Raw genomic sequence first — 13,582 nt, 5'->3', positions numbered from 1 at the left:
ACCATCTAAAATTTATAAATTTTAAATGGTTTTTTTTAGAATTGTTATTTATAAGTCTGCTACTTCTGAAAGTGCTTTTTTAATGCAATAATATTTAAATTATTTTGCAGATTGCGCTTTGTCTGCAATAATTCTTGTTTCTTGATTTGCAACTTCCCAAGCTGTATGAAAAACTAAACGCGCTCTATTTTCTAATAGTTCATAGTTAATTCTGTCTGGTGTATCTGTTGGTTTGTGATAATCTGCATGCGTACCATTAAAGTAAAAGATAATAGGCACATTATTCTTAGCAAAATTATAATGGTCAGATCTGTAGTAAAATCTATTAGGATCATTCTCATCATTATACTTATAATCTAAATTAATTTTTGTGTATTTTTCATTTACTCTTTCAGATAAGTTGTGTAATTCTGTGCTTAACTTGTCTGAACCAATTAAATACACAAAGTTAGGATCTGTTTTGTGTCTGTCATCAATTCTACCAATCATATCAATATTTAAATCACAAACAGTGTTTGCTAAAGGAAAAATAGGATCTACGTCTGTATAATATTTAGAACCTAACAAGCCTTTTTCTTCACCAGTAACATGTAAAAATAAGATAGAACGTTTTGGGCCCTTACCATTTTTTACTGCCATTTGAAAAGCTTCTGCTATTTCTAACATAGCCACAGTTCCAGAGCCATCATCATCTGCACCATTATACACTTCACCATCTTTTACACCTTCATGGTCTAAATGTGCAGAAATTACAATAATTTCATCTGGTTTTTCAGAACCTTTAATAAAGGCAACTACATTTTCGGAGTCTTTAAATTCCCCTCTTCTGGTGTTTTTATTAATCCAATCTGCGGGTACTTCTTGAAAATAGTCATTGCCACCTAAAGGACTTATAATACCTTGATTAATGTAAAAGTTTTTTAAATATTCTACTGCTTTTTTTTGACCAGGTTCACCAGTTTCTCTACCTTCAAACTCATCAGAAGCATATGTAAATAAATGTTCTCCTAAATCTTTAGCTGTTATTGTACTCGCATATTTAGCTGATTGGTCTTTGTTAGCATCATCATTAAATGCATCTTTACTAGAACCACAAGCCATAAAAGCCAATGCACTAGCAACATAAAGTATTTTTTTCATCTATTAAAAAGTTATCTTATTTGTTGTGAATTAAAAATCAAAAATAACGAAAAGTTACATTTTCTTCAAAATTAAATTTTGTTGATGACAAACTGTTGCAATTCTTTGTTAAATTTTATTAAATTATTAGGAAAAAGACTTGTAAAAGCGTTTTGATTTATTAAATTTTCTGTTGTGTTAAAAAGTACTTTTTTATCATTTAAAATCAATAATTTATCAGATAACTGTATGGCCAAATTTACCTCGTGAGAAGAAATAATAATTGTTTTACGGGTTTCTTTTACTAGTTTTTTTAAAAGCGAAAAAATTAAAACTGTTTGATGAATGTCTAAATGTGCAGTGGGTTCATCTAAGATTATAACCTCTGTATCTTGTGCCAATGCTCTTGCTATTAAAACGCGTTGCAATTGGCCGTCACTTAATTCAAAAAACTTTCTGTTTTTTAAGTGGTTAATTTCGGTTTGGTTAATTGCTGTATTTACTTTTTCTAAATCTAAATTCGTAAGTTTATCTAGCCAATTGGTATAGGGTTGTCTTCCTAATGCAATTAATTCAAAAACTGTTATCTGACTTTCTGGTAAACGTTCTGTTAAGACTAAACTTAATTTTTTAGAAAGTTGATTTTCTGTGTATTCTTCTAGATTTTTTTCATCAAAATAAATACTGCCCAATACAGTTTTTTGAACCTTAGAAAACGTTCTTAATAAAGTAGATTTTCCAATTCCGTTTTTACCCAAAACACTAATAAACTGCCCTTTTTCTATGGCAATATTTATATCAGATAATATAATTTTATCTTTTTTTTTCTGAGGAAAACCAATAGATAAATTCTCTGTTCTTAAAACAATATGTGCGTTGCTGTTTTTAATTTTAAATAGTTTTTGAATTACGTTAAATATATAATTTCTTTTTTCTAAGCAATAACCAAATTACTATTGGTGCTCCAAAAAGGGAAGTAATTGCATTTATAGGCAAAGTGAATTCATTTGCTGGTAATTGTGCAATGGTATCGCAAATTAATAAAATTATTGCACCTAAAATTACTACAGCAGGTATTAATATTTTATGATTTGAAGTTGTAAATACTAATCTGGCAATATGTGGTACAGCCAAACCTATAAATGCAATTGGACCTGCAAAAGCGGTAATTACACCTGTTAATACACAGGTAATTAGTAAAATAATATTTTTATTTTTTTTAATGTTGATTCCTAAACTTTTTGCATAATTTTCTCCTAGTAAAAAGCTGTTTAACGGTTTTGTAATAAATAAGGTAGCTAATAAAGCAATGGTGTAAATTGAAGAAAATATTGATAATTCACTCCAAGATAAATTCCCTAAACTACCAAAACTCCAAAATATATATTGCTGAATTTGTTCTGCAGGACTAAAATAAGCCAAAACAGCTATGATTGCAGCAGTAAAATTGCCAAACATTAAACCAATAATTAAAATAGACATGGTGTTTTTAACTCTATAAGATGCTAAAATAACAGCAGATAAAACAAGAAAAGCGCCAAAACTAGAAGCTATTGGTATAGACCAACTAGAAAATACATCTGTTAAAAGGAAACCACCAAATAAAGATGTGCCCAAAATAAATAAGGCTACACCTAAACTTGCACCAGATGAAACGCCTAAAACAAATGGGCCTGCAAGTGGATTTCTAAATAAGGTTTGCATTAATAAACCAGCAACAGATAAACCAGAACCTACTAAAATTGCTGTAATAGCTTTAGGTAGTCTAAAGTTTAAAATAATAATTTCCCAGCTTTCTTTGGTGGCAATTCTACCCGATAAAGTTTTTAAAATTTCTTTAAAAGGTATGTTAACAGAACCCAAACTAATGTTTGTTAAAAACAAAATTAGCAGTAAAAGGAATAAGAGAGCAAAATGTTTTTTGTAGTTTTTTTGTTCCATTTTATAATTCTTGCCTAGGCAGGAATTTATTTTTTATAATTTGATAAAAATTCTACCAATTGCTGAATGGCAAGTCCTCTGTGAGAAACCTTATTTTTATCATTAGAATTCATTTGGGCAAAAGATTCAGTAAAACCTTGTGGTTTAAAAATAGGGTCGTAACCAAAACCTTTGTTTCCTTGTTTTTCGGTTAAAATTTCTCCTTTGCAAACACCTTCAAAAATAAATTGTTTATGATCTAAATTTAAACAGATTGCTGTTCTAAATTGTGCTTTTCTGTTTTCTTTATTTTTTAGTGCAGTTAATAATTTTAGCATGTTATTTTCTGCATTTGCTGGTTCTCCTGCATAACGTGCAGAATACACACCTGGTTTACCGTTTAAACTTTCTACTTCTAAACCAGTATCATCTGCAAAACAATGGTAACCAAATTTTTTAGTAATATAATCTGCTTTTAGTTTTGCGTTGCCTTCTAAAGTCGTTTCTGTTTCTTCAACTTCATCAAAACAATTAATATCTTTTAAACTTAATAATTGTATAGAATTAGGTAGCATTTCTTGTACCTCTTTTAGTTTGTTAAGGTTGTTTGTGGCAAAAACTAGTTTCATTAATTTACGTAGATTTTTCACAAATGTAATCAATTTATAAGTTAGTATTTATGTTTGTTTCAGAAGAAAAACTTAAAAATATAATGTAAATTGCAAGAAACTTAAAAGCCTAAAACTGTTGTTATTGTTGGTTTTTATGGAAGTATTTGGTTATTAATAACGGTTATTTTGTTTCCTGTAGCTTTGTTTTTTGTAATTCCAATTTTAATTCTTGAAGTAGTTTTTTTATACCAAATATGTAAAACCGCTAAAGGTTTACAAACAATTTAAATGAAACCTATTTTTTAAATAAAAATTATAGGATAATTAATAAAACTTGTTATCTAATTAGCTGAAATCTATTGGAGAAGTTACTCATGATGATAAGGTTCATTCTTTAAAATGGTAAAACCTCTATAAATTTGTTCTATTATAAAAAGACGAATCATTTGATGCGAAAATGTCATTTTAGAAAGCGATATTTTTCCTGTAGATTTTTTATATACAGCATCAGAAAAACCATAAGGTCCGCCAATTACTAAAACTAGTTGTTTAATACCAGCGTTCATTTTTTTCTGAAGATATTTGGAAAACTCCATAGATGTGTAGTGTTTTCCTTTATCGTCTAACAAAACTAAAACATCTGTGTTTTGTAATTTCGATAGAATAAGTTCGCCTTCTTTTTCTTTTTGTTGAATTTCACTTAAATTCTTAACATTTTTAATATCAGGAATAATTTGAAGTTCAAATTTTATATAATGTTTTAATCTATTTTGATATTCTTCTATTAGTGCAATTAAGTGTTTGTTGTCTGTTTTTCCAATAGCTAGTAATTTAATTTTCATTTTTTGTAATATCAAATAATTAGTGAAACGCAATAGCTTTACAAAGTTATTAGATTACTAGCAATAAAAGGAAATGCCTAGCTATTAAATTTCAATTAATTGAAAGCTAGTTATTGGAGCATCACAAACCGAGCATTTAAAAGTAGTATTTAAGTCTTTAAAAAGTGTGCCTGCAGCAACATTATTTTTTTGATCTCCGTAAGTTTCGCTGTAAACGGTTAAACATTCTTGGCATTGATGTGCTTCTTTTTTTACAATTATTTCTGGAGCTTTATCGGTTTCATCATCCGTAATTTCATTACCAAACTGATTGAAATAATTTTTACTAAGTTCCATTAATAAGCCAGAAACCTCAATTTTATCTACATCTTGTGCGTACACAATGTATTTTTGAGTGTTTGGGTTAAAATTTTCACAGTATAATACGTTGTAAGTAGGCCTAACTTGATAATCTTTTACAATTTTTGGCGCGTTATTTTTTTCAATTACAATAGAAGTAAAGTACTTTCTTTTGTCTGAACTGTTAGAAATTGCAAAAGTAAGTCCATAAGTACTAATATCATTTTGATCGAAGTTTTGTACAATAAACTTTTTTAAAGTTAATGCTTCATCGTCATTTACGGGTAAATGCCAATTTAATTCTAGTAAAGAATGCCTTACATTAATACCAGATTTACCCAAAAGCTTTTCTAGCATTAGTTTGCTGGTTTTAGGTATTCCTTTTACAATGATAGATTTCCATGGTGTAATACAAATTTTACCAACTCTGTTGTCTAAACAGAAATCACAAAATTCTTTTAAGAAATCTAAATAATACCTATTGTTTCTCCAATATAAGCCTAACCAATATTGATTAATTCCCATTTTATTCATTCCTTCATAATATGGAAAAGGTTTAAAAGCAATTTTTAAAGGTGCTTCTATAGTTCTGTTATTGGTTTCAACAATATCGTTTACTAATGTAAAAAGTTCATGAATATCATCTGCATCTTTATAGATGTCTTCTATTGTTTTTGCTATTTTAGAAATATCCCAGCTGTAAATTAAAACAGGGTAATAAACTGGTTTTTCCCAATTTGGTAATATCAAATGTAAATACCAATAATCTTCATTTTCTGAAGCTATAAAATTAAGTTCACCATTAAATATAGGTACCAATTCTTGTTTAGGATCTGTAATATTTACCTTTAGTTTAGGTTGATATTTAAAACTTTCTAAAATATACAAATACGTAACACCGCTTAACCAAGAAGTGTTGGTAAATATATCTGCAGAAACATAAGAACAAACCAAGTTATCAAATTCAGTATCAGAAATCATGCTGGTACTTAGTTCTGGAAACTGATTGTCTATTGCTGTGTTTTTTGGGTGTTCTGGAAAGATAATATCTTGCCTAGACCCAAAATGTAGCGAATCTAAACCTAAAGCAGTGGCATAGTTTAAAATTTGCTTTAGTTCACTTGGTGATAAAATACCTCCTTTTATAAAAACTCTTTTTAAATCTACCATAATTTATACGCTTGCTAAATTCATTTTTAAAATATCTTTTATTTCTGGTTTACAACTTCCACAGCCTAAACCAGCACCTGTAAGTTTACATAAGGTATTAAAATCTGTACAACCTTTTTCTATTTCTTCTTCTAAATTACCTTCACCAATTTGGCTGCATGTGCATACCAATTTCCCTTTTACAGGCACAGAAGATTTATTAGATCTTAAAATGGCTTCTCTTTTGTCTGCCAATTCAATTTCATCTTCAATTAAGGTTTTAAATTCAGCAAACTCTTTCTTATCACCCATTAAAATTGCACCTACTAATTTATCATCTTTAATAATGCATTTTTTGTAGTATTTCTGAGAGACATCCATAAAAATAATTTCTTCATAAGAAAAATCGTTTTTAGGAACGGTTACCATACCAATGCTGCATAAATCTAAATCTTCAAATTTTAGAATGTTCATTAAAACAGAGCCGTTATAAATACTACTTAAATCTCCTAAAATGTAGTTTACAGCAATATCTGCTTGTTGTTCTGCTGCAGAAGTAATACCATATAATGCATTTTTGAATTCAGCAATTTCACCCAAAGCAAAAACATCATTATCACTAGTTTGTAAATGTTGATTTACAATTACGCCTCTTCTTGTATCTAGTTTACTTTGTTTAGCCAATTCTACATTTGGTATGGTACCAATGGCATATACAATGGCATTACTGTGTATAACTTTACCTGTTTTAAGTGTAATTTCTAATTCATTAGCATTTAAACCTTCAAAAACAGTGTCTACTTCATTATCAAAATACGTTTGAATGCCTCTATCTTGTACATCTTCTGCCAATAAACGACTTGCAATTAAATCTAACTGACGCTCCATTAAACGAGAAGCACGTTGTATAATTGTAATTTGAATTTTCTTTTTGTTTAAAGTAGCCGCAAGTTCTAAACCTAAAAGACCACCACCAACTATAACTACATGTTGTTTTTCTTCTGGTAAACCTGTATTGTCTAAATGATTTTTTAACCTGTCTGCATCTGTTTTACTTCTTAAGGTAAACCTACCAGGTAAATTTAACTGTACATTATTTGGTACAAAAGCTCTACTACCTGTAGCCATTATTAGTAAATCGTATTGATGTTCTTTTTGATTACTATCTGTAATTATTTTAAGGTTTCTATTAATATGATTTATAGAAACTCCAGAAAGTAGATTAACTTTTAGTTTGTTTACCTCACCTTTTTTTAATTTTTCTAATTCTTTCCAAGAAAGCTCTTCACTTACATATTCTGGTAGTAATACACGATTGTAAAAAGAGTTTTCTTCTTTAGAAAAGATGGTTAACTCATCTTCTGTATTACGTTCTCTATAGCTTTGCACAAAACGGTATGCAGCTGCACCAGCGCCAATAATACATACTTTTTGATGTTGTTTTTTATATTTTGTTACTTGAACGGCACTAAATTTAAAATCGGGTTCTTTAGAAATTGGATCTACTAAATTGTTGGTTAAGTTGTTTGCTCTACCAAAATCATTACCTAGAATTTTACCCCAATGCATTGGCATAAAAACAACACCTTTTCTAATATCATAACTAAAATTAACTTTAACCCTTACAGTTCCTCTTTTATTGTTAATTGTTGCAATATCGCCTTCTTTAATGCCTCTTTCAAAAGCATCAACTCCATTCATTTCTAAATACGGAGATTTAATATGTGTTTCTAAACGATTTACTTTACCTGTTCTTGTTCTAGTATGCCATTGATCTCTAATACGACCAGTAGTTAAAATTAAAGGAAATTCTGATGATATTTTTTCAGATTGATTTTCTGTAAATTTTGGTACGTTAAAATTTGCTTTTTGAGTTGCCGTATAAAATTGGTTGTCTGTAAACAAACGTGCAGTTCCTTTATGCGTTTTATTTGGAACAGGCCATTGAAAACTACCCTCGTTTTGCAATCTGCTGTAAGATAAACCAGAAATATCTATGCTTGTATTTTTGGTTAGCATACAATGTTCATCAAAAATTTCGCTATTATTTTTGTAGTTAAAACCTTCAAAATTCATTTTTTGAGCAAATCTTGTAAAAATTTCAACATCTGGTAATGCTTCACCAGGAGGTTCTATTCCTTTGTCTAGGTAGCTAATTCTACGTTCTGAATTTGTCATAGTACCTTCTTTCTCTAACCAACCAGCAGCTGGTAACAATAAATCTGCATATTTTGTGGTTTCAGAATTGTGAGAAATATCTTGTACAATAACAAAATTGGCTTTTTTAAGCGCATTTTCTACTTGTAAAGCGTCTGGTAAACTTACCACAGGATTGGTACAAACAATCCAAATTGCTTTTAACTTACCCGAGTTTAAAGCATCAAACATTTCTGTAGCTGTAAGTCCTGGTTTTTCAGAAATTTGTTTTCCTCCCCAAAAATTAGAAACTTCTGCTCTGTGCACAGGATTTGCTAAATCTTTGTGAGCTGCAAGTAAATTTGCCATTCCGCCAACTTCTCTTCCGCCCATGGCGTTTGGTTGTCCTGTAAGAGAAAACGGACCAGCACCTGGTTTACCAATTTGCCCTGTTAAAAGTGATAAATTTAAAAGCGAAACATTTTTATCTACCCCAATAACACTTTGGTTTAAACCCATAGTCCACATGCTAATAAAGCCCATAGATTGCCCTATATACTGTGCTGCTTTTTTTATTTCATTAACAGTAACACCACAAATTGTAGCAGCTTTAGAAATAGATGTTTTAAAAACAAATTCTTTAAGATTTTCGTAATCTGTAGTATGATTTTTAATAAATTTTTTATCTACTTTATTCTTTTCTATTAATCTTCTGGCAATGGCGTTGTATAACACTACATCTGTACCAGGAATAATTTGTAAATGCAAATCTGCAATTGCACAAGTTTGTGTTTTTCTAGGATCTACAACTACAATTTTAACATTAGGATTTTCTTCTTTATGTTTTTCTAATCTTCTAAATAAAATAGGATGGCACCAAGCAGGATTAGCCCCTGCAATAAAAAAGCAATCTGCTTTTTCTATATCTTCATAAGCAATAGGTACTGTATCATCTCCAATAGATTTTTTATAACCTACAACAGCAGAGCTCATACAAAGTCTAGAGTTGGTATCTATATTATTTGTACCAATAAATCCCTTGGCTAACTTGTTTATAATGTAATATTCTTCTGTAATACACTGGCCAGAAACATAAAAGCCAACACTGTCTGAACCATGTTTTTTTATAATTGATTTAAAAACTGCTGCAGCTCTATCTAAAGCATTGTCCCAACTAACTTCTTGCATTGGATGATTTCTACTCCAGCGCATTTGTGGTTTTAGAATCCTATCTTTTTGGTCTTGCACAACGTAGTTTAGATTCATCCCTTTAGAACATAACATTCCTTTATTTACAGGGTAATCTGGATCTCCTTTTACAGACAAACGGCCTTTGGTATCTTTATTAACTATAATACCACAACCTACACCGCAATAAGAACAGATAGATTTATAAGATTTTGCTTTAGACATAAAATTATTTATTTATTGTCTCAAAAATACAATATTACGTATTAATACGTAGTTTTTTATTTGTAAAAATTACGTATTAATTTTATGAAATTGATAGTTTTATATAGATTTGTATGTATTTATATTGATAAAACAACAATTTTATAGAAAATTGGTAAGAAGTAGGGGAGTGTTGGTATGTTTAATTTAATTCTAACTGAGCTGCTTTGGAAGAAAGTTCTATTAAGTTTTTTACATTCATTTTTTTCATCATATTAAAACGATGCGTTTCTATAGTGCGTTTACTATTTTGTAAAATCTCAGAGATTTCTGCATTTGTTTTGCCAGACAAAATAAGTGGTAAGATTTGCTTTTCTTTTTTAGTGAGTCCAAAATCTTCTTCAATAACCTTTTTAGGTTCAGTTGTTTCTTTTTGAGTAGATTTTTTAAGTAAGTTAGATACGATTACGTTAGAAATATCCCCACTAAAGTATTTTCCACCTTCATAAACGGTATTAATAGCCTTTATAAATTCCTTTTTATCTGTATCTTTTAACAGGTAACCATTTGCACCAGCTTCTATAGATTTTAAGATGTATTCTTCAGAATCATGCATAGAAAGTACAATGGATTTTGTGTTTGTTGGGGTTTGGTTTAAGATACCAACTGCTTCAATACCATTCATTTTTGGCATTCTTACGTCTATAATTAGCAAGTCAGTTTCATTATTTTTAATAAACTGCAACGCTTCTTGCCCGTTTGATGCTTCTCCAATAATCTTTATATTTTCTTCTTCTTCTAAAAGATATTTAATGCCGTCTCTAACAATAGTATGGTCATCTGCTAATAAAACTCTTATAGACATTTTTTTATAATTTTATAATATTTTAACAAATTTACGTAAATATACTTAAAATTTCAAAAAAACAAAACCCAAAGAAATAATACTCTTCAGGTTTCATCCATTAACAAACTAAATAGTTAATTATTTTAAACCGTTTAAGAATTTTGGTTTTATGACTAGCATTAACCATGCCCAGTTTTGAGTATCTTTTGCATTTGCAGGAGCTGTATCTGGCTCAAAAAAGTGAGAGTAACCACCTACTAATTTATATCCTTTAAATCCTTTAGCAACTACAAGATCTAATTCGTTACCTAAAGCATTACCATCTCCTGATTCTTCTGAGAAGTTATGAAATTTTGCAGTTAGGTTGTATCCTTTAGGTAAAGCAAATTTTGCACCAAAATTAATATCTACTAAACCATTAGCATTTGCATGATTACCAACATAAAAACGATCGATTAAACCATTAAATTTATGGTTTGTTCCAAATAAAGGAAAGAATCCTGCAGAATCATCTTGAGCTCCTGAAATAGACTCAATACCAGCTAATAAAGTAACTTTATCACTTGCTTTTAATGTAGCGTCTAAACTTGCTAAATAAGCCCCACTAACATCTTGGTAAGAACCTACCATTCTGTTTCCTTCTTGTAAAAATAAATTTGTACTTAATCCTAAAGCTCCTGTTTTGTAACCTGCATGTAAACCAGCTGTTATTAATGTAGCTTTATTACTTCCTGCTGGAGATAAAGCTGTTCCATTTTGAAATGTATTTACTAAAGCTAAAGCAGAAAAATTAAGTTTATCAAACTTTTTATTAGCTCTCATAAAAACCATATCTCTGTAAGTAAAAAGAGTAACATTATTATATACTTCATCTGTAGTTGTATTTAATGATGCTCCTATATCAAGATTATAACCATCTTTTTTATATTTAAATACTGCAGCATCATGCGTTCTTGCTTGTTGTGCCCATCCAAGACCACCAAGTATTCTTTGATCGTCATAAGATAATTGCTGACGACCTAATTTTAAAGTTGAAAATTCTCCTAGTTTCAAGTCTGCCCAAGCTTCTTGCACTCTAAAATTCCCATTACCTGCAGTTGATATTTGTTGTCTATCTCCAAAAGCAAATACTTCTTGAAAATTAATATGAACTTTATAAGCTTCTGTTGCGTATGTTGCTTTTAAAGCAGCTCTAACAGTAGTTCTTACAAAACCTTCATCTCCCTTAACCGCGGTTTGTGCAGGAAAAGAGCCACCAGTAAAGTTACCTCCGTTTCCAAAATATTCAGAACGCGGTCTAAATTCTCCTTCTAATGTAAATTGTGCACTTGCCAATTGAAAACACGCTAATAATAGCCCTAAGATTAAATGTTGTTTTTTCATTTTGTTTGTTTTTAAATTTGTGTTATTTGTTGAGTTAATTTGTTTAATTTTTGGTTGTTTACCCCCAAGAAACATGAAATTATATGGTTTTCATATTCCCGATTATTGTTATAAAATGTTTACTTGTTTTGTGTGCTTAGTGCTCTAAAAAGTCAATTAAATGTTTACGATAAGCATAATAATCATCATGTTCTAAAACAGATTTTCTAGTTCGTGGTCTTTGAAAGTTGATGTCTAAAACATCACCAATCTTTGCTTTTGGTCCACTAGTCATCATTACCACTCTGTCGGCTAAAAATATAGCTTCATCAACATCATGCGTAATCATAACCGCAGTAATTTTTTCTTTATTCCAGATTTCTATTAAGATATCTTGTAATTCTCCTCTTGTTAAAGAATCTAACATCCCAAAAGGTTCGTCTAATAAAAGTACTTTTGGTTTAATGGCAAACGCTCTTGCAATACCAACTCTTTGTTGCATTCCTTGAGATAATTCACTTGCTTTTTTGTGAAAAGCATCTTCCAAACCTACTTTTTGTAAATAATATTTTGCAATATCATTACGTTGTGCTTTGCTAGCGTGAGGAAATACTTGATTTACACCTAATAATACATTCTGTAAAGAGGTCATCCAAGGCATTAAACTAGGTGATTGAAAAATAACACCTCTATCTGGTCCTGGTCCTTTGATATGTTTTCCTAAAACAGATATATTTCCACCAGAAATTGGGTTTAAACCAGCAATCATAGAAAGCATTGTTGTTTTTCCACAACCAGAATGCCCAATAATGGTAACAAATTCTTCTTTTTTAATTTGAAGATTTAAATTCTCTAAAACTACATAATCTCCCTTTGGTGTTGGGTAAACCTTTTTTAAATCTTTTAAATCTAACATTACATCTTTAGATGCAAAACTTGTTGTTTTTAAAACCTCTTTAGTAATTGAATTTTCTGTTATTATGCTCATCTTGTTTTATCTAAATTGGTTTACAAAATCTTTTGGTGTTAATTCCGGTAGCACATACTCTTCTTTTGCTTCAGATTTACGCTCATTTCCAATATCCATTAAATACTCTATAATTGCATTTCTGGTTTCTTTAAAATTCGCGTTGTCATTCATTTCTGTTTTGTCTCTTGGGCGGTCTAAATCGATTTTAAATTCTGGTCCTAAAGTAGCTTTTGGTCCAGGACGTAAAGGAATAATTCTATCTGCCATATAAATGCCTTCATCTACATCATTAGTAATTAACAAAGCAGTACGTTTATCTTTACCCCAAATATTTAAAATTTCATCTTGTAAATTTCCACGAGTTAAAGCATCTAAGGCTCCTAAAGGTTCATCCATAATAATCATTTCTGGTTTCATGGCTAAAGCTCTTGCTACAGCAACTCTTTGGCGCATACCACCAGACAATTCTTTAGGTCTTTTGTTGATAGCTGGCGTTAAACTTACCATTTCTACATAATTAGAAACAATTTCATTTAATTCAGATTTACTTTTCTTAGGAAACGCTTCTTTAACAGCCATAAATACATTTTGACCAACTGTTAACCAAGGTAAAAGAGAGTAGTTTTGAAAAATTACACCACGCTCATGACTTGTGCCAATAACAGGCTCTCCTTTAAATAAAACTTCGCCACTTGTTGGTTGAATTAAACCATTAATTAAGTTTACTAAAGTTGTTTTTCCACTTCCTGTAAAGCCTACAATAGCTACAAATTCGCCCTCTTCTATTTTTAGGTTGATGTTAGATAAAACTTCTGTTTCATTATCACCTTGCCCGTAGGTTTTATAAATATTATTTAATTCTAAATATGCCATTTTTTTTATGTTTAATTGTTGT

The 13,582-nt window shown here is 30.0% G+C and carries 11 protein-coding genes; all 11 read right to left on the bottom strand.

The features are described from left to right. Nucleotides 1-99: 99 nt before the first annotated feature. A complete protein-coding gene (locus tag Q0762_RS07130) occupies nt 100-1,140 on the bottom strand; it encodes a M28 family metallopeptidase (protein ID WP_298765296.1) in 1,041 nt (346 codons plus the stop codon). A 71-nt stretch (nt 1,141-1,211) separates the two neighbouring features. Continuing rightward, a complete protein-coding gene (locus tag Q0762_RS07125; protein ID WP_298765303.1) occupies nt 1,212-2,009 on the bottom strand; it encodes an ABC transporter ATP-binding protein in 798 nt (265 codons plus the stop codon). Between the two features lie 22 nt (nt 2,010-2,031). Beyond that, nucleotides 2,032-3,060: an iron ABC transporter permease gene (locus Q0762_RS07120; RefSeq protein WP_298765293.1), complete on the bottom strand. Its 1,029-nt coding sequence runs from the start codon at nt 3,058-3,060 to the stop codon at nt 2,032-2,034. A gap of 26 nt (nt 3,061-3,086) precedes the next feature. After that, nucleotides 3,087-3,668: a non-canonical purine NTP diphosphatase gene (locus Q0762_RS07115; protein WP_298765291.1), complete on the bottom strand. Its 582-nt coding sequence runs from the start codon at nt 3,666-3,668 to the stop codon at nt 3,087-3,089. 350 nt (nt 3,669-4,018) lie between these two features. After that, entirely contained in the window at nt 4,019-4,492 is a 474-nt protein-coding gene (gene rlmH / locus Q0762_RS07110) for a 23S rRNA (pseudouridine(1915)-N(3))-methyltransferase RlmH (protein ID WP_298765289.1), read from the bottom strand. An 84-nt stretch (nt 4,493-4,576) separates the two neighbouring features. Continuing rightward, nucleotides 4,577-6,001, bottom strand: a complete 1,425-nt coding sequence (locus Q0762_RS07105; RefSeq protein WP_298765287.1) for a rubredoxin — start codon at nt 5,999-6,001, stop codon at nt 4,577-4,579. Between the two features lie 3 nt (nt 6,002-6,004). Continuing rightward, nucleotides 6,005-9,529, bottom strand: coding sequence for a nitrate reductase (locus tag Q0762_RS07100; protein ID WP_298765284.1), 3,525 nt, complete (start codon nt 9,527-9,529; stop codon nt 6,005-6,007). A 181-nt stretch (nt 9,530-9,710) separates the two neighbouring features. Beyond that, complete coding sequence (locus tag Q0762_RS07095) at nt 9,711-10,373, bottom strand: response regulator transcription factor (RefSeq protein WP_298765282.1); 663 nt, start codon at nt 10,371-10,373, stop codon at nt 9,711-9,713. Nucleotides 10,374-10,493: 120 nt separating this feature from the next. Then, nucleotides 10,494-11,738: an alginate export family protein gene (locus Q0762_RS07090; RefSeq protein ID WP_298765279.1), complete on the bottom strand. Its 1,245-nt coding sequence runs from the start codon at nt 11,736-11,738 to the stop codon at nt 10,494-10,496. A 136-nt stretch (nt 11,739-11,874) separates the two neighbouring features. After that, nucleotides 11,875-12,633, bottom strand: coding sequence for an ABC transporter ATP-binding protein (locus tag Q0762_RS07085; protein WP_298765300.1), 759 nt, complete (start codon nt 12,631-12,633; stop codon nt 11,875-11,877). Nucleotides 12,634-12,711: 78 nt separating this feature from the next. Then, on the bottom strand, nt 12,712-13,560 hold the full coding sequence (locus tag Q0762_RS07080; RefSeq protein ID WP_298765277.1) for an ABC transporter ATP-binding protein: 849 nt from the start codon (nt 13,558-13,560) through the stop codon (nt 12,712-12,714). Nucleotides 13,561-13,582 lie beyond the last annotated feature (22 nt).

The organism is uncultured Polaribacter sp. (genome assembly GCF_947495205.1).
Lineage (GTDB): Bacteria > Bacteroidota > Bacteroidia > Flavobacteriales > Flavobacteriaceae > Polaribacter.
The sequence above is the reverse complement of the archived record's forward strand: the minus strand, read 5'-3'. Positions and strand labels throughout refer to the sequence as shown.